The organism is Spirosoma humi, assembly GCF_054776575.1.
In genome coordinates this window covers 241,373-267,333 of record NZ_BAAHBR010000005.1, presented here as the reverse complement: position 1 = coordinate 267,333, position 25,961 = coordinate 241,373, and the positions used below count along the sequence as shown (strand labels likewise).

General features: G+C 49.7%; 28 protein-coding genes. 16 read left to right on the top strand and 12 right to left on the bottom strand.

Annotation, left to right across the window (positions count from 1 at the left end):
• Window positions 1-51 precede the first annotated feature (51 nt).
• On the top strand, window positions 52-747 hold the full coding sequence (locus ACYU8Y_RS08100; protein WP_460936063.1) for an NUDIX hydrolase: 696 nt from the start codon (window positions 52-54) through the stop codon (window positions 745-747).
• Between the two features lie 25 nt (window positions 748-772).
• Here ACYU8Y_RS08100 and coaD read toward each other — a convergent pair whose 3' ends face one another.
• The 4 genes from coaD to ACYU8Y_RS08080 form a co-directional block, all read right to left on the bottom strand.
• Window positions 773-1,246 carry a pantetheine-phosphate adenylyltransferase gene (gene coaD, locus ACYU8Y_RS08095; protein WP_460936004.1) on the bottom strand — a complete coding sequence of 158 codons (474 nt, stop codon included), beginning with the start codon at window positions 1,244-1,246 and terminating at the stop codon, window positions 773-775.
• A 21-nt stretch (window positions 1,247-1,267) separates the two neighbouring features.
• Window positions 1,268-2,158, bottom strand: a complete 891-nt coding sequence (locus ACYU8Y_RS08090) for a DUF3822 family protein (RefSeq protein WP_460936002.1) — start codon at window positions 2,156-2,158, stop codon at window positions 1,268-1,270.
• 67 nt (window positions 2,159-2,225) lie between these two features.
• Window positions 2,226-2,732 carry an NUDIX domain-containing protein gene (locus ACYU8Y_RS08085; RefSeq protein WP_460936000.1) on the bottom strand — a complete coding sequence of 169 codons (507 nt, stop codon included), beginning with the start codon at window positions 2,730-2,732 and terminating at the stop codon, window positions 2,226-2,228.
• Between the two features lie 108 nt (window positions 2,733-2,840).
• A complete protein-coding gene (locus tag ACYU8Y_RS08080) occupies window positions 2,841-3,278 on the bottom strand; it encodes a CBS domain-containing protein (RefSeq protein ID WP_460935998.1) in 438 nt (145 codons plus the stop codon).
• Between the two features lie 139 nt (window positions 3,279-3,417).
• Between ACYU8Y_RS08080 and ACYU8Y_RS08075 the strand changes: the two genes are divergently transcribed.
• Both ACYU8Y_RS08075 and ACYU8Y_RS08070 read left to right on the top strand, forming a co-directional pair.
• Entirely contained in the window at window positions 3,418-4,908 is a 1,491-nt protein-coding gene (locus ACYU8Y_RS08075; RefSeq protein ID WP_460935996.1) for an ATP-dependent DNA helicase, read from the top strand.
• Window positions 4,909-5,053: 145 nt separating this feature from the next.
• Window positions 5,054-5,689, top strand: a complete 636-nt coding sequence (locus ACYU8Y_RS08070; protein ID WP_460935994.1) for a DUF4126 domain-containing protein — start codon at window positions 5,054-5,056, stop codon at window positions 5,687-5,689.
• A 64-nt stretch (window positions 5,690-5,753) separates the two neighbouring features.
• Here ACYU8Y_RS08070 and htpG read toward each other — a convergent pair whose 3' ends face one another.
• Window positions 5,754-7,583 (bottom strand): molecular chaperone HtpG, encoded by a 1,830-nt coding sequence (gene htpG, locus ACYU8Y_RS08065; protein WP_460935992.1) that lies wholly within the window; start codon window positions 7,581-7,583, stop codon window positions 5,754-5,756.
• A gap of 157 nt (window positions 7,584-7,740) precedes the next feature.
• Between htpG and ACYU8Y_RS08060 the strand changes: the two genes are divergently transcribed.
• Window positions 7,741-8,112, top strand: a complete 372-nt coding sequence (locus ACYU8Y_RS08060) for a hypothetical protein (RefSeq protein ID WP_460935990.1) — start codon at window positions 7,741-7,743, stop codon at window positions 8,110-8,112.
• A gap of 54 nt (window positions 8,113-8,166) precedes the next feature.
• Complete coding sequence (locus tag ACYU8Y_RS08055; RefSeq protein ID WP_460935988.1) at window positions 8,167-8,463, top strand: rhodanese-like domain-containing protein; 297 nt, start codon at window positions 8,167-8,169, stop codon at window positions 8,461-8,463.
• Here the strand turns inward: ACYU8Y_RS08055 and ACYU8Y_RS08050 are convergent.
• The 3 genes from ACYU8Y_RS08050 to rplS form a co-directional block, all read right to left on the bottom strand.
• Complete coding sequence (locus ACYU8Y_RS08050) at window positions 8,460-9,389, bottom strand: bestrophin family protein (RefSeq protein ID WP_460935987.1); 930 nt, start codon at window positions 9,387-9,389, stop codon at window positions 8,460-8,462. The two genes, ACYU8Y_RS08055 and ACYU8Y_RS08050, sit on opposite strands and share 4 nt — an antisense overlap.
• Window positions 9,390-9,433: 44 nt before the next feature.
• On the bottom strand, window positions 9,434-10,252 hold the full coding sequence (dapF, locus tag ACYU8Y_RS08045; protein ID WP_460935985.1) for a diaminopimelate epimerase: 819 nt from the start codon (window positions 10,250-10,252) through the stop codon (window positions 9,434-9,436).
• A 78-nt stretch (window positions 10,253-10,330) separates the two neighbouring features.
• Complete coding sequence (gene rplS, locus ACYU8Y_RS08040) at window positions 10,331-10,705, bottom strand: 50S ribosomal protein L19 (RefSeq protein WP_460935983.1); 375 nt, start codon at window positions 10,703-10,705, stop codon at window positions 10,331-10,333.
• A gap of 114 nt (window positions 10,706-10,819) precedes the next feature.
• Here rplS and ACYU8Y_RS08035 point away from each other — a divergent pair, with 114 nt between their 5' ends.
• Window positions 10,820-12,337 carry an NAD(P)H-hydrate dehydratase gene (locus ACYU8Y_RS08035; RefSeq protein WP_460935981.1) on the top strand — a complete coding sequence of 506 codons (1,518 nt, stop codon included), beginning with the start codon at window positions 10,820-10,822 and terminating at the stop codon, window positions 12,335-12,337.
• A gap of 379 nt (window positions 12,338-12,716) precedes the next feature.
• Here the strand turns inward: ACYU8Y_RS08035 and feoB are convergent, their stop codons facing one another.
• The 3 genes from feoB to ACYU8Y_RS08020 all read right to left on the bottom strand — a co-directional run bounded on the left by feoB (window position 12,717) and on the right by ACYU8Y_RS08020 (window position 15,980).
• On the bottom strand, window positions 12,717-14,834 hold the full coding sequence (gene feoB / locus ACYU8Y_RS08030; RefSeq protein ID WP_460935979.1) for a ferrous iron transport protein B: 2,118 nt from the start codon (window positions 14,832-14,834) through the stop codon (window positions 12,717-12,719).
• Between the two features lie 70 nt (window positions 14,835-14,904).
• Entirely contained in the window at window positions 14,905-15,138 is a 234-nt protein-coding gene (locus ACYU8Y_RS08025) for a FeoA family protein (RefSeq protein WP_460935977.1), read from the bottom strand.
• A 77-nt stretch (window positions 15,139-15,215) separates the two neighbouring features.
• Complete coding sequence (locus tag ACYU8Y_RS08020; protein WP_460935975.1) at window positions 15,216-15,980, bottom strand: sulfite exporter TauE/SafE family protein; 765 nt, start codon at window positions 15,978-15,980, stop codon at window positions 15,216-15,218.
• 218 nt (window positions 15,981-16,198) lie between these two features.
• Here ACYU8Y_RS08020 and ACYU8Y_RS08015 point away from each other — a divergent pair, with 218 nt between their 5' ends.
• From ACYU8Y_RS08015 to ACYU8Y_RS07970, 10 genes are all read left to right on the top strand, one after another.
• A complete protein-coding gene (locus tag ACYU8Y_RS08015; protein ID WP_460935973.1) occupies window positions 16,199-16,873 on the top strand; it encodes a heme exporter protein CcmB in 675 nt (224 codons plus the stop codon).
• Window positions 16,874-16,942: 69 nt separating this feature from the next.
• On the top strand, window positions 16,943-17,602 hold the full coding sequence (ccsA, locus tag ACYU8Y_RS08010) for a cytochrome c biogenesis protein CcsA (RefSeq protein ID WP_460935971.1): 660 nt from the start codon (window positions 16,943-16,945) through the stop codon (window positions 17,600-17,602).
• A gap of 97 nt (window positions 17,603-17,699) precedes the next feature.
• On the top strand, window positions 17,700-17,954 hold the full coding sequence (locus ACYU8Y_RS08005; protein WP_460935969.1) for a CcmD family protein: 255 nt from the start codon (window positions 17,700-17,702) through the stop codon (window positions 17,952-17,954).
• 59 nt (window positions 17,955-18,013) lie between these two features.
• Window positions 18,014-18,454: a cytochrome c maturation protein CcmE domain-containing protein gene (locus ACYU8Y_RS08000; RefSeq protein ID WP_460935967.1), complete on the top strand. Its 441-nt coding sequence runs from the start codon at window positions 18,014-18,016 to the stop codon at window positions 18,452-18,454.
• Window positions 18,455-18,550: 96 nt separating this feature from the next.
• On the top strand, window positions 18,551-21,232 hold the full coding sequence (gene ccsA, locus ACYU8Y_RS07995) for a cytochrome c biogenesis protein CcsA (protein ID WP_460935965.1): 2,682 nt from the start codon (window positions 18,551-18,553) through the stop codon (window positions 21,230-21,232).
• A gap of 96 nt (window positions 21,233-21,328) precedes the next feature.
• On the top strand, window positions 21,329-21,556 hold the full coding sequence (locus ACYU8Y_RS07990; protein ID WP_460935963.1) for a hypothetical protein: 228 nt from the start codon (window positions 21,329-21,331) through the stop codon (window positions 21,554-21,556).
• A 49-nt stretch (window positions 21,557-21,605) separates the two neighbouring features.
• The gene (locus ACYU8Y_RS07985; RefSeq protein WP_460935961.1) at window positions 21,606-22,886 is read left to right on the top strand and encodes a hemolysin family protein; all 1,281 of its coding nucleotides are present in this window, start codon (window positions 21,606-21,608) and stop codon (window positions 22,884-22,886) included.
• A gap of 32 nt (window positions 22,887-22,918) precedes the next feature.
• Window positions 22,919-23,557, top strand: coding sequence for an orotate phosphoribosyltransferase (gene pyrE / locus ACYU8Y_RS07980; RefSeq protein WP_460935959.1), 639 nt, complete (start codon window positions 22,919-22,921; stop codon window positions 23,555-23,557).
• A gap of 77 nt (window positions 23,558-23,634) precedes the next feature.
• Window positions 23,635-24,078, top strand: coding sequence for an OsmC family protein (locus tag ACYU8Y_RS07975; RefSeq protein ID WP_460935957.1), 444 nt, complete (start codon window positions 23,635-23,637; stop codon window positions 24,076-24,078).
• Window positions 24,079-24,103: 25 nt separating this feature from the next.
• Window positions 24,104-24,553, top strand: a complete 450-nt coding sequence (locus ACYU8Y_RS07970) for a (4Fe-4S)-binding protein (protein ID WP_460935955.1) — start codon at window positions 24,104-24,106, stop codon at window positions 24,551-24,553.
• 35 nt (window positions 24,554-24,588) lie between these two features.
• Here the strand turns inward: ACYU8Y_RS07970 and ACYU8Y_RS07965 are convergent, their stop codons facing one another.
• Complete coding sequence (locus ACYU8Y_RS07965) at window positions 24,589-25,938, bottom strand: dihydrolipoyl dehydrogenase family protein (protein WP_460935953.1); 1,350 nt, start codon at window positions 25,936-25,938, stop codon at window positions 24,589-24,591.
• Window positions 25,939-25,961: the final 23 nt, after the last annotated feature.

The following is a 25,961-nucleotide window of genomic DNA, read 5'->3' as shown; positions in this document are numbered from 1 at the left end:
CGACAGACCATCTGTTTTGCTACTTTTACGCTTCGAACCGCTTTTCTTCTGATGATTGTCTTTATTAATGACCGGCCTATTCGGCTCGTTGGCCCCAAAGCCGCTGCTCAATTGACCAATCCTGCCCTGGCAGACCACCCGGAATTTGTTGACTATGACCAGATTGTCGATGCACGGCTGGAAGCCCTCAAGCCCGACGCCCTGCACGGTCATTTGCTCATCATCAACGCTACGCCTGCCACCGTCAATAAGTTGCTCACGCTGCTTCAAAAATCCGACGCGGGCCAGTTATTGTCCATTACCCTGGGTTGCCTGAATAAAGACGATTGCGAAGAGGCCATTAAAAAACCGTTCAGGATTATCAAAGCCGCGGGGGGCGTGGTTTTCAAAGGCGACAAAATGCTGCTAATGTTCCGGCGGGGCGTCTGGGATCTTCCCAAAGGCAAGTTAGACAATGGCGAATCGTCGCGACAGGGCGCTTCTCGTGAGGTACAGGAAGAAACAGGCGTTCAGGTATCAGTTAGCGAACGGATTTGTACCACCTGGCATACCTATACCCTGAATGGCAATCGAATCCTGAAACGCACCAAGTGGTATCGGATGACCGTTGTCAACGACAGCCGGATGGCTCCTCAGACCGAAGAGGATATCGAGAAGCTTGCCTGGTTTGATAAACGAGAAACGAAGCTGGCGCTCACCAATTCGTTCAGCTCGATTCGGTATGTCTTCGACCAGTTAGCCGTATAAGGATTTAACGGGAAGACCTTCCTGTTTACTTCGCTTTATTCGACACCTGTAACTGATACGGCAAAAATTCGTTGACATCCTGACCATATCGATGCAGGTCACGGATAATGCTTGAACTGATGGGTGCCAGATGCGGTGACGTAATCAGAAAGACAGTTTCTACGTCTTCATATATATACCGATTCACCTGCGAGATACCATTTTCGTATTCAAAATCGGTTGTATTACGCAACCCCCGTAGCAGGAACTTTGCTCCGATCGTACGGGCTACATTGGCCGTCAGGCCATCGTAGCTCATCACCCGAACGGCGGGCTGATGGCGGAACGCCCCTTCGATCAGCTCCGTAATTTGCTCAAGCGGAAAATAGCGTACCTTATGGGCATTTCGCCCAATGCCAATTACAACTTCGTCAAATAATTGCAAACCCCGCAGGACAATGTCTTCATGACCCCGGGTGAATGGGTCGAACGAACCAGGAAAAAGGGCGATACGCTTCATAATGAATGGACGAGTGGCTGGTTAGTCACCCATTAAACCTAGCCCGTATAAACTAAGATACCGATGATCGGGCAGGTCATTAAAGTCGGCAGCTGTTGGTAAACCAGGTGGCGTTTGCCCAAAAGACAGGTTGGGCAGAAACCGGCTTAACTCCGCATACGATTCAGCGAAAGGCGTAATCTCGCCATACAAAGAAACCCGGGCCTGCGTAGAATCTAGTTTTTGCTCATCGAGCACATACAGGATGTAATAAGTTAAATCCTGCACATTTTTATACCCAAATCGATTGCAGTAACGAACCTGATGGGCATGGCGGTAGATAACCGTCACGAACTCGTCTTCGAAAAACAAATACACATTATCGGGCGTCAGCGCCAGGCGGTCGAGGTCGGCCGTGGCCTGAATCAGCGCACCCACCTGATGAACAAACGTCAAAGGCTGGAGTGGATACATCTCCGAAAAGAAATCCGCCAGTGGGTGTTCAAGATTGAATACCGATAAGAACCCTTCGGATTTGTGCGCGAAGGACTGGGCAAATTCATGAGCAGGCAGCGCACTTCCCCGCATCAGCGCCAAATAGCTACCGGCATACTCTTTTCGAAAAAGCGGAGCGGGTATCAGCGTAAATGAAGGCGAATTGACACCGATACGAATTTCCTGCCAGGGCCCGGCCGATAGCACCGGATGGTCACGAAATATCTCCGGCAAAACGCCCGTTATGGACCGATCGCTCAGTAGTGACGAAAATGTGTAATCATTGAGGTAAATACCGCGCCCCCCTTTATCCTGCACCAGTAACCGGAATCGGTCTCGACCGACCTCCAGACTTAATACCGAATGTTCGGTCAGTCGTGGATCGAACGAGTCGGAACCAATGGAAATAGTAGGCGTCAGGGTCACAGCGATTTGCACAATATCGAAAAACTAAAGTTTACGAGTAGATGAATTGATAAACATAGTTAAAACGGACAAGTAATTCTCAATGTTTTCCCTGTAAATATCCGCTTAGTTTAAAAACATCATCAATCGAGTTGCAGTAGCGGAACAAGGCATGTACTTCTTCCGGCGGATAACTCTTTATCTCGTCGAAGCTCATTAATCGAACCTCTTCAATAATCTGCCCATCGAGACTCATTTCCGGATCGACTCCCTGCCGGAGCACACCACCGGTAACCTTCACGTCGAAAAACAATTCCATAGCGTGAAGGGGCGGTTGCATGAACTCATTCACAAACAACATATCGCCGATTTCAATCTCCAGCCCGGTTTCTTCAATGAACTCCCGAACAAGGGCCGCGGGTGCCGTTTCGCTAAATTGAGCCCCCCCTCCCGGAGGGCACCAGAATGTATCGGTTGGGCCGATACCCCGGTGGCGAACCATCAATAACTGGTCACCTTCCCGATACAGGCCACAGACACGCAGCCGAAGCCGGTTTCCATACAATTTAAGGACCTCTTCCCGAGGATTGTCAACTACTTGCGTCACGGTATAATGGGTATTTGGGGACGCAAAGGTAAGGAAATTAGGATGTATGATGCATGGTATGGGGTGTATTTACCGGACTGCATCATACATCTTATACCCCGCATCCAATTAATATGGGCTTCCGGATATATAGCTTTCGAGGGAGTCGATTCGGGTTTTCTGATCACGGATAATGGCCGTCACTACGTCGTTGATGGAGATGATACCGATCAGGTTTCCTTTTTCCATAACCGGCAAATGGCGGATGTGCCGATCGGACATGATAATCATACAGTCTTCCAGTGACTGCTCGGGCTCAATGGTAATGACATTAGCCGTCATTACGTCGGCAATGCGGGTATCGTCGGAGTGGCGATCTTTCAGGATCACTTTGCGGGCATAGTCGCGCTCGGAGAAAATACCGGTCAATTCGCCATCATCAACGACGAGTAGCGCACCGATATTTTTGTCGGCCATAACCTTAAGTCCATCCAGGACGGTTTGGCCAGACGAGACGCTGTAGAGGGCGTTAACAGACTTTCCCTGAAGTATTTGACGGATGTTCATTGGGGTAAAGGTTTAGTGGTGGGTGAATATAAGAAAAAGGGAGTAAGGCCGAAAGACGGACTGAAAAAAGGGGTAAAAATAAAAAAACGACCGTCCTTTTGCCCTTTCCTGTTTCCTCCTTTTTTCGTAAATTAGTCGCATGAACGAAACCCAAACGGCGGCCAATTTGCTAGCCAAACGTTTCCCCTTTAAGCCTACTCCTGGCCAGGAACAGTTCTTCGAACAGATTGGCCAGTTCATTACCCCCCAGGAAGTTGAACACTATCGCGACTGTTTTTTACTGCGTGGTTATGCCGGTACCGGAAAAACGACCCTCGTCGGCACACTCATAAAAGTACTCCCCCGCTTTGGCTACAAATCAGTGCTGCTGGCTCCGACCGGGCGGGCAGCTAAGGTGATGACGAATTACGCCAAGAAAGCCGCTCAAACCATTCACCGGAAAATTTATCGGCAGGTGGCCGATCCGGGTTCGGATAGCCTGGCCTTTCAGCGGCAGAAGAATTACCACGAAGATACCCTGTTTATCGTCGACGAAGCATCAATGATCTCGGACGAAGCGGACTTTGGTGGCAAAGGACTCCTCACGGACCTGATCGACTATGTCTTTGAAAACCCCGGCAACAAGCTTATGCTCGTGGGCGATACCGCTCAGCTGCCGCCCGTTGGCCGCGAGCTAAGCCCCGCCCTGGACCGGGGCTTTCTGGCCAGTGCCTTCGACATGACGGTTTATGAGCAGGAGTTAACGGAAGTCATGCGGCAGGACGAAGAATCGGGCATTTTGCACAATGCAACCAGCCTGCGGATGTTGCTCGATGGCGTTTCGGCTACGCCCAAAGCCGTTGGCTTCGATGCCCTGCTCACCGACAACGTGGTCAGTTCGCCGACTGAAATGCCGCCGATTCAGCTCAACGTCCGATCATTTAATGACATTTACAAAATGCCGCTGATGAAGCTGGAAGATGGCATTCGGTATGCCTACGATAAATATGGGCGCGAGAATACGGCCATCATTTGCCGATCTAACAAAACAGCGGTGCAATACAACCAGTTTGTTCGACGGATGATTGACCAGTGTGAGGAAGAGCTCGATGCGGGTGACATGCTGATGATTGCCCGAAATAACTATACCGTTCTGGACGACGACTCTCCGGCGGGATTTCTGGCGAATGGTGAATTTGCGGAGGTACAGAAAATTCGGAACAAAGAAGAAATGCATGGCTTTCGGTTTGCTACCGTCACGCTGCACCTGGTCGATTACGAAGAGCAGCCTGATTTCGACGCCAAGATTATGCTCGATACGCTGCATACACCCGTTCCCTCGCTGACAGCCGATCAATACAAAGCCTTGTATGAAAGTGTAGCAAAAGACTATTTTTATATCAAGAGCAAAAAGGAACGCTCTGAAGCGATCCGGCGCGACCCCTACCTGAACGCCCTGCAGGTTAAGTTTGCCTATGCGCTCACGTGTCATAAAGCCCAGGGCGGTCAATGGAGCGCGGTTTTTGTCGATCAGGGATTTTTACCCGAAGGGCAGGTGAACGATGAATTTGTACGGTGGCTTTACACCGCTCTAACCCGCGCAACGGACGAAGCCTTCCTGATGAATTTCAATCCGCAGTTTTTCGGGTAAAAACATAGTGTACCGTTTATAGTTTTTGGTTTATGACTGACTAAGTACAGTTAATCTGGTCAGCGGACCCAACCGCCGATTGCGGTGGTGACAGACCACGATATACCAGAAGCCATTTACCAACAACGATAAACCACTTTATACTATGTCCCTCGAATGGATTATGAGTGCCTGCATTGGCGTTGGCCTGGCCGCCTGCTGCGGGTTTCGGGTGTTTGTACCGCTGCTGATTGCCAGTGCAGCGACAAAGCTCGGCCTGATTGGCACGATGACTGGTTTCGAGTGGCTGGGAGACTGGCCTGCCTTGTTAGGGCTCACGGTTGCCACCGTCTTTGAGGTTGGTGCCTATTACATTCCCTGGCTCGATAACCTGCTCGATACTGTTGCCACACCTGCGTCTATCATGGCAGGTACTTTGCTTAGTACCTCTTTCCTACACATTGACAACCCGGTGATTCACTGGGGGCTTGGCCTAATGCTGGGCGGTAGCTCGGCCGGAATTGTTCAGGCGGGAACCAGTTTACTACGGCTCGGCACAACGGCGACGACCGGTGGGGTCGCCAATCCGGTCGTGGCTACGGGTGAGAATGTAGCTTCGTTTGGCTTGTCCATATTTACGATTTTTCTACCACTCGTTGCTGTGGTTATTATTGGACTGATCCTGATTTTCATTATTGGCCGTCTGGTATCCCGCCGGAAAGTTTGGTTCACCAAGGCGTCTACACCACAGGCAAGTGGTGCAGTTAGTCAAATCCCCCGCAGCAATAACGGTCGGGTATAAAACCAGAACGGGGATTTTTGTGCTAGCTAGCACAAAAATCCCCGTTCTGTCTCAATTGACGTGTTTACAACGTAGCAACCGTCCGCTTAACAAACGCAGTCAAGTCAGCGCCCGTAAGCATGTTTTGCGAGAGCAACGCCAGATCATAAACTTGCTTTACCAGCGCCTTCTGCGCGTCGACATCGGTTTCGGCCAGGATTTTACCAATTAATGGGTGGTTCGCATTAACGACCACGTTGTGCGTCATTGGGAAATTGCCGTAGAACGACTGCTCACCCGACAGCGCCGACATGTCCTTCATCCGACGCATGAACTCCGGCAAGGTGATCGTAACGGGTAATTCGTCCGTTGGCTGGGCTTCAATGCTTACATTGAGCATTTTGTTGTCCAACACCTGATCGAACACTTCCTTCAGTTTCGTCTTGTCCGCTTCCGACAAAACGCTCTCATTATTCAACCCTTTGTCAATCAGCTTATCAAGCGTATCTGCGTCTACGCGTTGGAAGTTGACTTTTTCAAGCTTTTGCTCAAGGGCATTGATAAAGTGGGCGTCAATGACGTTATCCAGCAGCAACACATCGTATCCCCGCCGACGAGCCGACTCGATATAAGCATCCTGCTGTTTACGATCCGATGTATAGAGCAATACCAGCGTCTCGTTTTTGTCGGTCTGGTTCGCCTGCACTTTCTCGCGGTATTCGTCCAGCGTGGCAAATTCACCTTCCGTATTTTTAAGCAGCACAAAGTTTTTGGCTTTTTCCCAAAACTTATCGTCGCTCAAAATACCGTACTTGATGAATAGGCCAATGTCATCGAACTTCTCTTCGAACGATTTCCGGTCGGCGTTGAACAGGTCGTTTAATTTGTCAGCTACTTTGCGGGTGATGTAGCCGTTGATTTTCTTAACATTCGTATCCGATTGCAGGAAGCTCCGCGACACGTTGAGCGGGATATCCGGCGAGTCGATAACACCATGCAACATCATCAGGAAGTCAGGGACAACATCCTTCACTTCATCAGTAATAAACACCTGCCGACTGTAAAGCTGGATTTTCTCGCGCTGAAAACGCAGTTCATTCTTAATGCGCGGGAAGTATAAAATTCCGGTCAGGTTGAACGGATAATCGACGTTCAGGTGAATCCAGAACAAGGGTTCCTCGCTCATGGGATACAACTCCCGATAGAAGTTTTTGTAATCTTCATCGGTCAGGTCCGAGGGTGATTTTGTCCAGATCGGGGCCGTGTTGTTCACCACTTTCCCGTCGAACTCTACTGGCACAGGTAAGAAACGGGCGTATTTATCCAGGATTCCCTGCAACCGGCTTTTAGTCAAAAATTCTTCCGAATCCGGAGCGATGTGCAGAACGATATCCGTTCCGCGGTCGGCACGTTCGGCAGGTGCCAATTCAAATTCGGTTGAGCCATCACATGTCCAGCGAACGGCTTCCGAGCCCTCCCGGTACGATTTTGTGATAATGTCGACGGTTTCAGCCACCATAAAGGCCGAGTAGAAGCCTAGGCCAAAATGACCGATAATCTGACCCTTGTCGTCAGTTTTATCTTTATATTTTTCCAGAAAGTCGGTTGCCCCGGAGAAGGCAATCTGGTTAATATACTTTTTAATCTCATCAGCCGTCATGCCGAGACCATTGTCGCTAATGGTGATCGTTTTTGCGGCCTCATCGAGCGACACAGTAACTTTCAAATCGCCTAACTCACCCCCAAATTCGCCAAATGAAGCGAGCTGGCGCAGTTTCTGGGTAGCATCTACGGCGTTGGAGACCAACTCCCGCAGAAAAATTTCATGGTCGGAATAAAGGAATTTCTTAATGATCGGGAAGATATTCTCGGTGTGAATCGAAATCTGCCCTTTTTCGTTTTGTACTGCTTCCATAATTTAGTCAGAATGAGATTATGAATCTGCTTAGGCGACGTCAAATCCTGTTCCATCCTGCTGATTTATGACAGATTGACAGATTTTCTGCTCTATGACGGTATTGCAACGTTTACCACTATAGATGGGTCTCTAAACAAAATTATACGGCTTAGCTATGAGACTTACCGGTTATTTATTGCTTGTCATTTTGGTTGGTTGTCATTCTAAACGTGACAGTACCGTTGGACCTGATCGTACACTACTTGGGTTTATCAATGATACCAGCCGTTACGCGGATGGTTGTGAACTGTATATAGAACAGGATAAGGACAGTTTATCAGCCCAAGCTATTCAGTATAAGCCATCCGCCAGTAGTTTATACACGGTAAAGCGAGCCCAGCTTAGCATAGCTCCCGGCCAACTCAATCCGGTGAGAATACCAGTCAAAGTTTCATACAGAGAAACGGGCAAACAGGTCGTGATTCAGTGCGGTTGGGTAAGTCCTACGGTTCCTGAGATTGATATTCTGGAAATCACGAAGCGCTAACGGACACGAACAGCCCATCAGCATCGGTTGTTATGCCTGTATAAGCTTACAAACATGTATACCGACATAACCTTATCAGACTTGAAGGAGCTTCGTCATCAGCCGCGTACGGCTATTGTCGATGTGCGGGATGAGTGGGAATTTGATGAATTCAATATTGGCGGCCTAAATCTACCGCTACCCGATATTCGTATCCGGAAAGCGGAACTCCTCCCCTATCAGACACTGATTGTCATTTGTACCAACGGTGTCCGGAGCCGGGTAGCCGCCAAAGACTTACTTCGGCAGCCAGAGTTTCAGAACAAGACGATCTATCATTTGCACGGCGGTATCATCGAAGCCGTTGACTAGGTAACGATCGTGAAACCCGGTTTGGCAGCCTGTTTTTCAACATGCGGTAAATAGATCTGCAATATATCGTGTACGTTCACCCGAATCAGTTGACTTAACTGGCTCAATGGCAAATCATTACGTTCTAAACCGAACGGTTCTTCTATTTCTTCTCCGATCAGTTCCAGACCAACCAGAATGTACGAGGTTAGCAAAACAACCGGGATCGTTAGGTAGCCGAAAGCAGTAATCACCGTAAAGGGCAGCATCATCACGTAGAGCATGATGAACAGCTTGATAAACAGTGCGTAGGAGAACGGAATGGGTGTGCTTTTAATCCGTTCACAGACCCCACAGACATCCATGAGGGTCGTTAAGTGCTGATTCAGGTTAATGTGCTGTGATTCGGAGATGTGCCCCTGGCGATACAGAATCTCGGTTTTTACCCAAAGCTGGTTGGCTACGCCCGCCGGTTTGTGATCAAAATTACTAAGATCACGTCGCTCACCCTCTTCAACCATGTCAAGTTCACTCACATCGGTCCTATCGCGCAAATGATTTTTCAACGCAACAGGAAAGTTGGAGATCGCTTTGGCAAAGAAGTGTCGGCTGCTGGCGTCGCCCTCGGGCAGAACCGCATTGAAGAAAATAGCCAGGTTCCGGCAATTATTGACCAGTTCGCCCCATGCCTGGCGTCCTTCATAGAATCGGTCGTAAGCGGTATTCGTTCTGAAAATAAGCAGCAGGCTAAGCAGAATACCCATGGCGCTCAAAAAAGAACCGGGCGTATCTTTCAGACGAATGTCGAGGAAAGTCATTTCACCAATTGTAACCAGTGTTACGTACACAGCAATAACAATCAACTGGCGCAGTAACCGTTTGGCAGTAGGCCCCGTGTGAAAATGCCATATGGATGGCAGTAATCCTTTACTCTTATAAATAATCATCCGGTTGTTGTCGTGATTGGCTTCTTGATTAACGGCCTAAATCATCAAACAGTTATGCTTCCGGCAAAAACACGTTTGGCGGGTCCAATCAGATAAATCGTCTCAAACCCACCATCGGCCATCGGCTCGAAGGACACGCGTAGGTTTCCGCCGATCGTTTTGATGGAAACAGGGTTAGCCAGCGCCAACTGCTGGTGAGCAGCCAGCGCAACGGCCGTTACCCCCGTTCCGCAGGAATAGGTTTCGTCTTCAACACCCCGTTCGTAGGTTCGGACAAAAACGGTGTCGTCGGTGAGCACCTGAGCATAGTTCACATTCGTACCACCGGACGAATCCACGCCGGGCAAATCCACCGCACCGGCGGACCGGCCGGGCTCAAATAAGTCGCTGTATCGAATGGCACGACCTTCAGCAACAACATCGAGCGACTCCAGATCGTCTACGAATAAGACAACGTGAGGAGAGCCTGTGTTCAGAAATGTTAGCCCCTTACGGTCTTCGATTCCAGATACGGCACTCATTTTCAGCGAAATATTTTCGCCATCAACTGTGGCCGTGTGTTCACCGTCTACAGCAATAAACCGCGTTTCGCGATCAAAAATACCTAGATCGTGCGCAAACCGGACAATGCACCGCCCGCCGTTGCCACACATGCTACCTTCGGCTCCATCAGCGTTGAAATAGACCATCCGAAAGTCATAGTCCGAATCATTTCGCAGCAGAATCAACCCATCGGCTCCAATACCAAATCGGCGGTGGCACAGGTGTTCAATGAACGCCTGATTAGTGGCTGGAAACGTTTTCTGCCGGTCATCGATCAAAATAAAGTCGTTGCCGGTTCCCTGATATTTGAAGAAGTCCATAGGATGTGGGGCGATTGGCTACAAAAAAAGCCGTCTTTACAGACAGCTTTTCAACGATGTTGTGCAAAATCGGGACAATTAAGCTGCTGCAACTACTTTTGCTTTGCGCTCTTTCACACGAGCAGCTTTACCTTGACGACCACGAAGGTAGAACAGGCGTGCACGGCGAACTTTGCCCAGACGGACGATTTCGACCTTATCGATGTTGGGTGACAGAAGCGGGAAAATCCGTTCAACGCCAACGCCATTTGATACTTTGCGGACTGTGAAAGTCTCGCCACCGGTGCTTGGATTACGGCGCTGAATCACCGTTCCGGTAAACACCTGAATACGTTCCTTATTTCCTTCGCGGATTTTAACGTGTACGTTCACCGTATCTCCCGCCCGGAATGTGGGCAACTCGGTGCGACGCTGCGCGTTGTCTGCCTCCACTAATTTGATTAACTCGCTCATGACCGTATATAAATCGCCAGATAACTATTTGCGAAATGAGCCGCAAAGATAGTAATTTTCTCAGTAGGAGAAAATACTTTTGCAAAATTACCTGCGGCACCAATAACGAACTCCATGAAAATACTGAACGTTGATCAAATTCGTTCCCTCGACCAATCGACAATACAACACGAACCAATAGCGCCAATTAATTTGATGGAGCGGGCCGCGCTCACTTTTGTCGACTGGTTTGTTGATCACTTCCCGTCAACAACCAAAACTAAAATTTTCTGTGGTCTGGGTAATAACGGGGGCGATGGTCTGGCCATCGCTCGTTTGTTATTGGAGCGTGAATACCCCATCGACATCTTTGTTGTGCGGTATGCCCCCCGCGAGTCGGATGATTTCATGCACAACCATCGGCGGCTCAAACTCGTCACTGAAAGCGTTCACTACGTTGAATCGGCGACTGATATTCCGGCCATACGACATACTGACGTTGTCATCGATGCTATTCTGGGCTCGGGTCTATCGCGCCCAACCGAGGGGATTGTGCGGGATACGATCAAAGCCATCAATCGTGCACCAGCCACGGTTGTTTCGGTTGATATTGCCAGCGGTCTCTACACCGATCAACCGAATAGCCCGACTGATGTCATCATTGAACCCGATTATACGCTTTCGTTTCAGTTGCCTAAACTGGCCTTTATGCTGCCCCAGAATGGTCTTTACGTGGGAAATTGGCAGGTACTGGACATCCGGCTGCATAAACGATTCATCGACCTGGCCCCAACGCCTTATTATTTCACTCAACCCGCCGAAGCCCGCCTGCTGCTTCACAAACGGAGCCGATTTTCGAACAAGGGCACTTTCGGTCGTGCCTTACTGCTGGCGGGTAGTTACGGAAAAATTGGCGCAGCCGTTTTAGCGGCTCGTGCCTGTTTGCGGTCGGGGGTAGGCTTATTGACGGTTCAGGTACCTCAGTGTGGCTACGCTATTTTACAATCCAGTGTTCCGGAAGCGATGTGCAGCCCGGATCGCCACCAAAACGTGCTTACGGGAACTGCCCCGGCTAGTCATCCAGGTAATGAAAGTCCGGAGCCGTCCGACTATTCAACAATAGGTATTGGGCCGGGAATTGGCAAGGCTTCCGAAACGCTGGCCATGCTGAAAGGGTTACTACTAACCTTGAAAAAACCGATTGTTGTTGATGCAGACGCGCTGAATCTATTGGCCGAAAATCGTGAATTATTAGTCCAGCTCCCCAAAAATAGCATTCTGACGCCCCACCCCAAAGAGTTCGAACGACTTACAAAAAAGTGGAATGATGACTACGAGAAGTTAACCATTCTGCGTGATTTCGCCAGAAAATACAACGTAGTGGTAATTTTAAAAGGCGCTCACTCAGCTGTTACGACACCCGACGGTGATATTCACTTCAATTCGACAGGTAACCCAGGCTTAAGTACGGGCGGTACGGGTGATGTGTTGACAGGCGTTCTAACGGCTCTGCTCGCACAGGGATATGACCCCGTTGAAGCCGCTGTTCTCGGCGTTTTTGCACATGGCCTCGCTGGAGACCGGGTAGCCGAGCAACGTGGGCCAATCGGGATGACGGCCTCCGACGTTATTGATGCACTACGATGGGAATAAATTTACCAGATAGTGTGGAATAAAATCCACACATCCACACAACTAGATAGAGTAGTAACATAGAGAAACTTACCGTTTACGAAATATCCGAAACAGTTAGTTATAGATACTCTGTGAATTCTGGTTTTTTGCGCTGAACAGGCCTGAAACAAGGTCCCAAATTTGTGCCCGTATTTGTAAACAACAGACTACGGTACAAGATGAAGCAAACAGTACAGCGCGATTGGCGTACAAGCCGTCCCTCCCGGAGGAATCGAATCTCTTTCGATCAAACAACTGCCCTGGGCGGACTAACCATGGCTTTGTTCGCGTATATACTCTACTATTTTATTTACCCAATGATGGCGAAAGGATTACTTTGGTAGGTTCTGGACCCCGGCTACTTTAAGAACTGATAAGTAGCCAGGGCTGAAACATAGGCCAACACCATCATATACGTTAATTGTACGGCTGGCCATTTCCAGCTTTTGGTTTCGCGTTGCGTGGCGGCTAATGTACTCATACACATCATCGCAAATACGTAAAATACCAGCAACGACCAGGCAAGGGCCGGTGTATACATAGCCGCTCCTGTTTCTGGATTCCGTTCCTGCCGAAGCCGTTCCCGAATCGTAACGCCCGCATCGTCGGCTCCATCGCCAATGCTATAAATGGTGGACATCGTACCGACAAACACCTCGCGAGCGGCAAACGAGCTTAACAGCGCAATACCGATCTTCCAGTCGTAGCCAAGTGGCCGAATGACTGGTTCAATAAAGTGGCCAAACTTACCGGCATACGAGGCCTCTAGCCGTTCGGATGCAATACGATTCTGCAACACCTCTGCAGTAGCTGCCGGATTCTGTCGGCGCACATCAGCCTCAGCCTGTTCCATTGAATTGCCGGGGCCATAACTGGCCAGCACCCATAGTACGATGGATATAGCCAGAATAACTCGACCCGCTTCCCATACAAACGACCGGACACTTTCCCAAACCGTTAAACCAACATGATTCCAGCGAGGCAGCTTGAACGTAGGCAGCTCCATAATAAAATACCCACGCTCCTTTGTTTTAAGAAAGAGCTTCAGAACATAAGCAGCCAGTAAAGCACTGATCAGGCCCAATAAATACAGCCCCATCAGCGCTAATCCCTGAAGATTAAAAACACCCAGAACGCGCTGGCTCGGCACTACGAGCGCAATCAGAATCGTATAAATCGGTAGCCGGGCCGAGCAGCTCATCAGCGGTGTTACCAGAATGGTAATCAGTCTATCGCGTCGGGTACCAATGCTGCGCGTTGCCATAATGGCAGGAACGGCACAGGCTACGCCCGAAATAAGCGGAACGACGCTTCGGCCATTTAACCCGAACTTGCGCATGATCCTGTCCATAATCACCATCACCCGCGCCATATAGCCCGACTCCTCCAGTAATGCAATCAGCAGAAACAGAAAAGCGATCTGCGGAATAAAGACAAGAATGCCGCCAATGCCAGCCAATACACCATCGGTGAGCAGATCGGTGAGGGGACCGGGAGGCAAGCTTCCTTTCAATTGCCCATTAAGCCAGGCAACACCCGTATCAATTGCATCCATAAACGGCTGTGCCCAGGCGAAAATAGCCTGAAAGATCAGCAGCAGCACAAAACCAAAAATGGCGTATCCCCAAACGGGATGTAATAAAATCCGATCCAGTTTCTGGCTCCAGGTAGGTTGATTGATCGGGCGCTTGTCGGTAACGACTTCCGTTACGATTGTTGCTATACGTTTGTAGCGCGTGATGGTTTCGTTGGCCTGGAACGTCGACTCGTTGAATTGATGCTTTTCAATAATAGCGTCTAAGCCAACTTGTTGGGTTCGACTCAGAAATGAAAACCCATCGTGCTGAATGATATATTGTAGTGCGAGGTAATTATTATCGAGCTGGTATTGACGTCTGGTTTCGGCGATTAGATCCGCAGCATCGGCGGCCGGATCGAAGAAAAGTTTGCCCGGCAGAGTTGGTTCGTGCATCTGTTCCAAAACGGCCTTTTTCAGCAAATCAATGCCTTCTCCTGTCCGGGCATTGATGCGAACAACGGGAACGCCCAACCGCATTGCCAACCGCACGGCATTAACGGATTTGGCCTGCTGCTCGGCCACGTCAAGCATGTTCAACGCCAGAACAGTCGGCACGCCCAGGTCGATGACCTGTGTAAAAAGGAGCAGGTTCCGGTGCAAGTTGGCAGCATCAATCACAACGACAGCCACATCGGGATAATCAGGGTGACTGGGGTTGGCCAGAATGTCGGTAACGATTTGTTCGTCTAGTGACTTGGGGTAGATGGAGTAAACACCAGGAAGGTCGACAACAGTAGCTGACGTTTGTGCATCCAGGGGCCACGTTCCGGATTTCTTGTCCATCGTGACGCCCGGAAAGTTACCCGTCTTCTGACGCAGGCCAGTCAGTTGATTGAATAAAGACGATTTACCGGCATTTGGGTTGCCAACAAGGGCAATTATAGAAGACGATCTCAAGGCAAGGGTTCAGACGAGGCCGTCCTTACACGATGCATGAAGACGGGACCATCCACACGGTTAAGTACAGTTATTCTTTAGCCTGAATCAGAATAGTAGCCGCTTCAGACTTACGCATCGCCAGACAATAACCGGCTACGTTCAGGCATATGGGGTCACCCAGGGGGGCTTTGCTGTGTAAGCATATTTCAGCACCGGGTAGACAGCCCATTTCGAGCAACTTAAGCGACATCAACTGATTGTTAAACGATTCGATGATGGCTCGTTCTCCAATTTTCAGGTCAGCTACGCTACGCTTGCTCATGATCTTTTAGAGGCTAATCTTATTTAGATTCAGTTTAATTAACACAAGATTACAACGGAAAGTTTATTGATGCAAATCTATTGCAGTAAATCCCACGCAAACCGCACGATAGTCGCGGCAATAAGCATTAAAAAGAAAACCCGGATGAAGCGATTGCCTTTCAGGATGGCCAGTCGTGCGCCGAGAAAAGCGCCCGTCAGGTTAGCAAGGGCCATCGGAAAAGCAAGAGCGTATAAAATCTTCCCTTCACTCACAAAATACAGGGTGCTGGCGAGATTTGTGGACGCGTTGACTAGTTTAGCATGGGCACTCGCCTTAAGAAAATCGAAACCAATCAGGGTAATAAATCCCAGTACCAGAAAACTACCTGTCCCCGGCCCGAAGAAACCATCGTAAAAGCCGATAACCGCTCCCATACTCCACATGCGTATCCGCTGCTGCCGGCTCGTCACGGTTCGGTTGGAGACCTGCCCGAAGTCTTTTTTGGTCAGCGTGTAAATAAACACACACACCAGAATAACGAGGGCAAGCGGCTTCATAAAACTATTGGGTACTTGAGCGAGCGTCCATGAGCCAAGCCACGACGCCCCAAAGGCAATGGCCATCATGGGGGCAATAAACCGGCCCAGGACGGCTACCCGTCGGCTATATTGAAAAGCACCCATCAGACTGCCAAACATAGACGGAATTTTGGTCGTACCGATCAACGTCGGCACCGGGTACTGTGGCAAGGTGAACAGCATAGCAGGCGTTTGAATCAGCCCTCCCCCACCAATGATCGCATCGACAAAACCGGCGAGGAACGAAAAACTACAAAGAACCAGAACCGTAAAATAATCCATCCAGTAAGCGTACTCCTTGTTGACTAAGGTGCAAAGCTAGATACTATCTTTTCTCTGCGTGCCAACGGTCTCATAATTCGCCCAAAGAATATTGTTCCCGGCTCAAGTTAATGACAGGCTGTGGCAAACCAACGACGATGCCTGCGTATCAGAAGGTGAAACTATTTCTTTTTCGCATCAGCATTGCGCTGTAAATTTGCAGAATTAATAGATCGAGCATGGCAGAATCGGTACGGCAGATGAGTGCATTGATGCGGAAGGAATTTCTGCTGGAGTGGCGGCAACGCTATGCACTCAACGGCATGCTGCTGTACATTGTCGGGGCGGTATTCGTGTGCTATCTTAGCTTCAACGCCAAACGCGGTCAATTAACACCCATTGTCTGGAATACATTGTTCTGGATTATTCTGTTGTTTACGGCCATCAATGCCATTGCCAAAAGCTTTGTTCAGGAGCGTGCGGGGCGCCAGCTCTACTATTATACGCTGGCCAGTCCGCAGCAGATCATTTTGTCGAAAATCCTCTACAATACGGCACTCATGCTGATTCTGGCCTTTTTGGGCTTTAGTGTCTACGCCTTTGTTATGGGTAATCCGGTAAACGACATACCACTTTACCTGCTTACGTTATTGCTTGGCGCCATCGGTTTTGCCTCATCACTAACGTTGGTGTCGGGGATTGCCAGCAAAGCCGAGAATCCTGCAACGCTGATGGCCGTGCTGAGTTTCCCTATTATTCTGCCGTTGCTGCTCATGCTGTTAAAAGTCTCCAAGAATGCCCTCGATGGCCTCGACCGGAGCGTAAGCTGGAGTGAAATTGCTACTGTGTTAGCCATCGATGCCATCGTGGTGACACTTTCATGGCTATTGTTTCCGTTTTTATGGCGGAGCTAATGTAACGCGGACACGATGTCCGCCCTTATTTGCCTATAACATTGTGGACAGGATGTCCGCGTTACTTAAATGAAAAAAAACTGGTGGAAGGCCGTCTCGGTCTTAATTTTAACCTACGTGATTTTACAGGGTCTATTGGGTGTCGTGCCGCGCCAGCCAATTCTGAACGAGAGCATTCGGAACGTCTATTTCCACGTGCCGCTTTGGTTCAGCATGATCGTTTTGCTGCTGACTTCGGCTGTTTACTCCATCCGGTACCTGCGCAGCGGCCGACTCGATGATGATCTGGTAGCGGTTGAGTTTGCCAATTCCGCCATTCTGTTTGGCTTACTGGGCTGCCTGACGGGTTCGATCTGGGCCAACTTCACCTGGGGAGAACCCTGGCCAAACGATCCTAAGCTAAATAGCGTGGCAGTAGGTATGCTCATGTACCTGGCTTACCTGATTTTACGCGGCTCCTTCGACGATGAGCAGCGTCGGGCTCGTATCTCGGCGGTCTACAACATCTTTGCCTTTGCCGTATTTGTACCACTCATTTTCATTGTTCCCCGCCTGACAGACTCATTGCATCCGGGCAATGGCGGGAATCCGGCTTTTGGAAAGTATGACATGGACAACCGGATTCGGATGGTGTTTTATCCGGCCGTTATTGGTTTCACCCTGCTGGGCGTCTGGATTACGGAACTGCGTGTTCGGTTCCGGCGACTGAAAGCCGCGCTGGATGATTAAAGTCATAACGGCTCCCGGAACTACCGTTCGGGGAACTACCATTCCGGGAATGATTCGGCTTATCTTTGCGTTATTTTTCTAACTACTTCGTACGACAATGCGACTGCCTTTTCGCCTAACTTATCTTCTGGCAACATTACTTCTCTTCAGCCAAAACCTAATGGCCCAACAGCCGGTAGCCGATGGCATCGAAATGGCTGACCGGCTCCGTGCCGATGGCAAAATCTGGGTGGTCGTGGCTGTAATCGCAGCCGTTTTTACAGGCATTATCGTCTACCTCATTCGGCTTGACCGGCAGATCGGCAAACTGGAAAAAGAGGTAAAGGAAAAGAAGCAACAATTTAGTTTATAGATCGTGGTTCGTGGTTCATTACGTTTATTAACCTACAGCCGCTAAACCAGTTAACCCCCATGAAGCTTTCTCACATTTTTGGTATCGTCGTCATCGCTTTAGCCATTGGTATAATTGTCGCCACAGCGGGTGATGCTAGTTCTTATGTTACCTTCAAGCAAGCTACGGAGCTTGCTCAGGATGGTGACGATAAACTGATTCACGTCGTCGGTAAGGTTCAAAAAGATGCACAGGGCCGTATCACGGATATGCTGTACAACCCCGCTATCGATCCAAACCACTTCGAGTTCACGCTGGTCGACAACGATAACCAGGCGCAAAAAGTGATTTTCAATAGCCCTAAACCACAGGATTTCGACCGGTCAGAGCAAATCGTGATCATCGGTTCGATGGAAGGCGACCATTTTCGGTGCAACAAAATTCTGCTCAAGTGTCCATCGAAATACCAGGATGGCAAGTTAGAAACCACAGAACACGAAGCAAAAACGGCGCAATTATGAAAGAGTGAATGAGTGAATGAGCAAGTCAAAACATCCCCAGTTTGGCATTCGCTCTTCCGCTCCTTCGCTCTTTCGCTCTTTTCTAATTATTAGCGAATGATACATACCACAGTCGGGCAACTCGGCCATTTTTTCGTCATTTTATCGTTCGTTACGGCACTCGTAGCGACGGTCGCTTATTTTCTGTCGGCTCTTGGGCGAGGGAATACCGTTGCCAAAACCGAAGCGGTTGAAGAACCCCAACTAGCTTATGCCGGTGAGTCGGGGCTGGGAAGCAAAAAAGCCAGACAAAAAACACCGTCAAAACAGACCAGCCTTCGGGAAACAGCCGATAAAGACGACTGGCGCACGCTGGCACGCTGGGCCTTCTACGTGCACGGAGCGGCTGTAGTTAGCGTTGCATCGACTCTTTTTTACATCATCTACAATCATTATTTCGAGTACCATTACGCCTGGAGCCACTCGTCGCGGGCACTCCCGGTTCAGTATATGATCTCGTGTTTTTGGGAAGGTCAGGAAGGATCCTTTCTGCTGTGGCTGTTCTGGAATGCCGTACTGGGTGCCATTCTGATCCGTACGAGCGGGAAAGGCTCGCTGTCCCGGCAATGGGAAGCGCCGATGATGGCCGTTTTTGCCCTTGTACAGGCGTTTTTGGCTTCTATGATTCTGGGCGTCATCTTCGGCGATTCGTTTAAGGTAGGCTCATCGCCCTTCCTGTTGCTGACCGAGGCCATGCCCGACGCGCCTATTTTTACGGCTGACCCAACTTTCGTACCCAAAGACGGGAATGGCCTGAACCCGCTTCTGCAGAATTATTGGATGGTCATTCACCCGCCAACCTTATTTTTAGGGTTTGCCCTGGCGCTGGTTCCCTTCGCTTACTGTATTGCCGGTTTGTGGCGCAACCAACCCCTCGAATGGATACGCCCCGCCTTACCCTGGACATTGATTGCCGGCATGGTCCTGGGCGTTGGTGTCATGATGGGTGGCTACTGGGCCTACGAAACACTCAACTTTGAAGGGTACTGGAACTGGGATCCCGTCGAAAATGCAGTGTATGTTCCCTGGCTGGTCCTGGTGGCGGCTCTGCATACGATGCTAATTGCCAAACGCAGCTCGACGGGCCTGAAGATGTCCATTATTCTGACGATTGCGACGTTTGTTCTGATTCTCTATTCTACCTTTTTATCAAGAAGCGGTATTCTGGGGAACGCATCGGTTCACTCCTTCACCGATCTGGGCTTGTCAGGCCAGTTGTTGCTTTATCTGGTAGCCTTCATCGTGCTGGCCGTTATTCTGGCGGCTAGTAAGTGGAAATACATTCCGGCCGATCAGGAAGAAGCATCGGTTTATACCAAAGAGTTCTGGTTGTTTATCGGGGCTACGGTACTTTGCCTGGCGGCCTTTCAGGTAATTGCTACAACGTCGATTCCCGTTTACAATAAAGTTCTGGAGTACTTCGGTAAAGTTTCCAACCTGGCGCTCCCAGCCGATCAGGTGGCGCATTACAGTAAATTCCAGATCTGGTTCTTCGTTGTCATTGCGTTGCTGACTGGCGTTGGACAATACATGTGGTGGCGTAAACTGGAGAACAAAAAATGGGATGCGCTCATCACGCCCGGTATTTTGACGATGCTCATCAGTGCGGCACTGATTGCTTTCGGGGAAATGAAAAACCCGGTGTACATGGCGTTGTTAGTAGCCTCGGTTTTTGCTTTAGTCACGAACGGAACAATTCTGCTGAATGTCATGCGGGGCAATTACCGGCTGTCGGGCGGTGCTATTTCGCACGTTGGCATGGCTCTGATGCTTATCGGGATTCTCTACTCAGCGGGTTACACAAAAGTGGTTTCGCTCAACAACAGTGGCCTGCTCATTTCCAAACAGGAAGAATTTACCAAGGATAACAACAAGCAGAACAAAGAAAACAAGCTTCTGTGGCTCAACCAGCCAGAGCGCATGGGTCAATACCAGCTCACTTACCGGGGCAAACGTATTGAAGCCCGTGATGTACCGGGTTACATTCCCCGTCAGGACGTTGTAGTCATTGAAGGCGATTTTCACGGTATTGCCCAGCGCGATATTGAACAGAACGGGAAAGTTTATCACAAGAAAGGCGACACGCTGGCTCTGTACCCGGAAAACACCTATTACCAGGTCGAGTACCGGGAGCCCAGCGGCAAAATCTTCAACCTGTATCCTCGTGCCCAGGTGAACGAGCGGATGGGCCTGCTGGCCTCACCCGATATCCGGCATAAGACGGACCGGGACATGTATACCTACGTATCGTCGGTGCCCGATCCGGAAGCGGAGAATACCTGGGAAAAGACTGAAACCTATAGCGTTGCCATCAAGGATACATTCTTCCTGAATGATTACGTCGCTATTCTGGATGATGTCGCCCGTACGAACGAGGTAGAAGGTGTCGAAATTGGCCCCAATGATGCGGCTGTCCGGGCTAAAGTTCGGGTGCTCGACAAAAATGGCGAATACATCATTAGCCCTGCTTTCGTGATCAAGGACCGGATGGTGGCTCACCCGGCCGAGGTGAGCGATGAACTGGGGGTACGGATGCAACTGAACGAAATTGATCCGCGCACGGGCAAATTCACATTTGCCGTTAACCGGACCCAGCGGGATTATATCGTTATGAAAGCCATCGAAAAACCGTTGATCAATATTCTCTGGATCGGTACCCTGATCGTTGCGATCGGCTTCCTGATTGCCACCGTTCGGCGGTACCGGGAGTTTAACAAGATGCAGCGAAAAGCAGTTTAACGAGTTTGTGGTTCGTAGTCTGAAGTGTACAGTATAACGATATACGTTTTGTGCGCTTGGGCTAGGAACCACCAATCATCAACTGCAGCAAGACGTATGAAACTCTCCGAAATGCTTCTTTTGGCCGTTTCCATTGGCTTTTTAGTTATTTGGATCGCGGAATATCAGCGGACTACTTTCGGTGATAGTTATTGGTTATTGATGCTATTTTTAGGGTTTATTCTGGCCTTTCAATACGTCCGAAATAAACGAATCGAACGGGAGAAAGCCGTCTCCCCAACGATTAAACAGATTATCGAAGACCGAAAGAAGAAAAAGAAGTGATGAGTCATAAATAACTCATCACGCATCGCTCACCATTTTTCATTAAGATTTGGAACCTTACGCTCTTTTAATCGGTGCCTTACTTGCTCTCGTGCTGGCTGGTTTTTTTTCGGCAGTCGAGATGGCCTATGTATCTGTCAACCGGTTATATTTTGAATTGCACAGCAAACAGGGACCCTTGAGCGAAAAGCTGGTATCGAATTTCTTAAAAAACCCCATTTTATTTGTTGGAACCACGCTGACAGGTAACACGCTTTTTCTGGTTCTTTATACCGTCTTGGGTGTTACGGTCCTCAACCCGTTTTTGATGGCCATCTTACCCGAGAACTGGGCCGTGCACGAATCGGTATTCATCTCCATCGAAACCCTGATTCTAACGGTTATTTTTCTGCCCCTGGCCGACTATATACCCAAAAGCCTGGCCCTTATTCACCCCGACCGTTTTCTGGAAGCACTGGCCGTACCGCTTTGGGTGATTTACAAAGCCATTGCTCCCATCGTTCGGGTATTGGTCGGCACGGCGAGATTTTTTATTCGGTACGTACTGGGCAAACGTAATCCGGAAATCCGGCCAGTCTTCGGCCTGACCGACCTGAACCACTACCTCCAGCAACTCAATCAGAAAGCGGATACCGAAAAGGATGTAGAAGTCGATACCAAGATCTTCAACAACGCCATTGAGTTTCGGGATGTACGGGTGCGCGATTGTTTAGTGCCCCGAACAGAAATCAACGCCATTGACGTAGAGGATACTGTCGAAGATCTCCGGTTGGCTTTTCAGGACAGTGGTCACTCTAAAATTGTGGTTTACCGCGATACGATCGACGATGTAATTGGCTACTGCCATGCCCTGGCGCTGTTCAAGAAACCAGCAACGGTCGAAGAAATCATTACCCCCATTATCATTGTACCAGAAACCATGCCCGCGCAGGACTTGCTTTTACGCTTTCTGTCGGAACGAAAAAGTCTGGCCCTCGTCGTCGACGAATTTGGCGGTACGGCCGGGATTGTGAGCGTTGAAGACATGGTCGAAAAGATCTTTGGCGAGATTCAGGACGAGTACGATACAAACGAAGACTGGGTAGAGCAACAACTCGATGAGTCGAACTGGCTGTTAAGTGCCCGTCATGAAATTGACGACCTCAATAAAACCTATGGCTGGACGATTCCCGACGGGGATTATGACACACTGGGCGGCCTGATTTTAGAAACGCACGAAGATGTTCCTCGCGTTGGCGAGGTAATCGAGTTTTCGCCTTTTACATTTACCATTATCTCCATGGACGGTACGCGAATCGATACGGTAAAAGTCCATTTGGGAAAGGAATAACTTTTTTGCTTTCGTTACCATTCTCTTACATCGTGAATAAATCATCTATTCAAAAAACTGTAGCGCGCCATTTACTCACGGTACAGGCCGTACGGCTCAAACCTAATGAGCCATTTACGTGGAGTTCAGGCTGGAAATCACCTATCTACTGCGACAACCGAGTAACGCTGGCCTATCCGGAAGTACGTACGTATATCAAAAATGCCTTGGCAGATGCCATTCGGGAGCGATTCCCATCGGTTGAGGTTATTGCGGGTGTCGCTACGGCGGGCATTCCTCAGGGGGCACTGGTTGCCGATGTGCTGGGCCTCCCCTATTGTTATGTACGCCCCGAGCCCAAGGCACACGGCATGGGCAAGCAAATCGAGGGTCATCTGTCGAGCGGCCAGCGGGTTGTGGTTATTGAAGATCTGATTTCCACAGGCGGCAGTTCACTAAAAGTAGTCAATGCGCTTCGGGCGGCTGGTGCCGAAGTGATCGGGATGGCCGCTATTTTTACCTATGGATTTCCGATTGCCGAACAGAATTTTGCCAGTACAAACGTGCCATTGGTGTGCCTCAGCAATTACGATGCCCTGCTGATCGAAGCACAGGCACTCGATTACATATCGGCAGATGCCATGGAATCGTTAGCCTCCTGGCGGCAAAACCCGGCGCAGTGGGGGCAGTAGCTCTGTAGACAATCGCTGCGCATTGCTCCGACATTGAAGTTTGTTTATATTCCACCGTATTAACTACACGAAACGTCATGGCTACGATTACTGCGAGTATTCAGCGAACGCCTTATGAAACGCATTTATCGACGGATTCACAGGTTATTGTTGCCGACGAACCGGTTGACATTGGTGGGCAGGACAAAGGCATGCGACCAGGCGAGTTACTGGCGGGATCGCTGGCCGCCTGTACGGTTATGACCCTGAGAATGTATGCGGATCGGAAAGGCTGGCCACTCGAATCGGCGGTTGCTCATGTCGATTACACCAATGATCCGGAAACCAAACGCTCACTGTTTACGCTACGATTGATTCTGAACGGCAGCCTCAACGAAGAACAACGGACAAGGTTATTGGAGATGGCAGATCGATGCCCTATCCACCGTACACTCCAGAATCCTATCGATTTCAACACGATTCTGGTTGACGATATGCGGTCTACAAAAAAACTAGCCCATACTACGGAAGCAGCGGATTAAACCATTTGTTTAGTAAGCAACAGCCATGAACCCTACCCAACCAACGCCAACGCCAGATATTACCAAAACATACACCAATGGTGAGGTTACCGTTGTCTGGAAGCCGAACGTCTGCATCCACTCTAAGCTTTGCTGGACGCAGCTGCCCGAGGTTTTTAATCCAAAAGCCCGCCCCTGGGTCAATATAGACGGGGCAACCACTCAACGCATTACCGACCAGGTAGACCGTTGCCCATCGAAGGCGTTGAGCTATTTCTGGAATCAGGAGAACATTCGGCCCGAAGACGTACAGGCTGAAAGTATTGTTGAGCCGATCCCTAATGGACCACTTCTGGTGTATGGAAATTTAAAGGTAAAAAGTCCCGACGGTCAGGAAACGCAGAAGAATAAGGTCACGGCTTTTTGCCGATGCGGGGCCAGCAGTAACAAGCCTTACTGCGACGGTTCGCACGTCAGGGTTGGCTTTGTTGGTTGACACAAGCCCAATCCTGACAGACAAAAAACTGGTTTCTATTCAGGGAGCATCGAACTCAGATCCGACCCGTGCGTTGGATAGGCGAGCAATGTATTTCCCAAGTCTTTGGCCGAAATATGGTGCTTTATGGCTACCGTAAATAGATTGATCACTTCGTCGCAGCCAGCACCAAGCAAATGAGCGCCTACGATCTCGTCCGTTTCCTTGTCGACCAGTGTTTTAAAGGCAGAAAACGGCTCGTTAATTCGTCGGCTAGTATACCAGTCACTGGTTTCCTGAAACGTCACCGTCACCTTTTTGCCCTGTTCATTGGCCTGCTCCTCCGTTAAGCCAACGGATGCCAGGGTTGGCACGGTATAAACGGCGGATGGAGCTGGAGTGTCCTGATACGTTTGCCGATGGCCATTCAGTATATTGTCGATGACAATGTTGCCTTCATAGGAGGCTAATGGTGTGAGAGGAAGCCCTTTATCGGCTACATCGCCACAGGCGTAGACGATAGGATTGGAAACGCTTTGCAGGTATTCATTGACTAGTACACCCTTTTTGCCAACATTAACACCCGCTTTTTCCAGGGCCAGTTCTACTGAGTTGACCACGCGTCCGGCAGCATGAACGACCAGATTCGTCGATATCGTGTGGCTCTCTTCCTGCTGCCTGTACCGCACCGTTAATTCATCTTTTTTTCCCGAAACAGCCGTCACGGTAGCATTCAACAGGATGCGTATGCCGATGGCTTCCATTGCTTTGACCAGCACGGCCACCAGATCGGCGTCGAAGCCCTCCAGCGGTCGTTTACCCTGATGCAGAATAGTAACGTTTGCCCCGGCACGGGCCGCAATGTGCGCGAATTCAAAGGCGATGTAGCCTCCACCAACCATCACAAGCTTTTCGGGTAGTTTTGGCAGATCCAGAAAGCCCGCGCTGTCAATCAGCAGTGCCTCACCGGGAATGTTGAGCGGTTTAGGCTCCAGGCCCGACGCCAGAACGATGTGGGCTGCCTGTAACTCAGTTTCGCCAACCCGTACTGTATTGGCCGACGAAAACGACGCAACGCCGTGAAAGGACTGGATACCTAGTTCAGCAAATTTCTCGTCGGTATTTTTAGGGATGGGATCTGTAAACGTTTTCTTGAACGTCATCAGCTCAGGCCAGTTGATAGTTGGTTGCTTCGAAATTCCCTTCCCAATCATTTGTCCGGACCGGGCAATGATTTCAGCGGCTCCAACCAGCACCTTTTTAGGATCACAACCCCGTTGCGAGCATGTACCGCCAAAGGGTAATTTGTCGATAATGGCTACCGTTTTACCAGCCTCCCTGGCCTTCTGCGCAACCGTTGCACCAGCCGATCCGGTACCAATGACAATTAAATCGAAAACCTGCATACAATGAATGGTGAAGCGTTAGG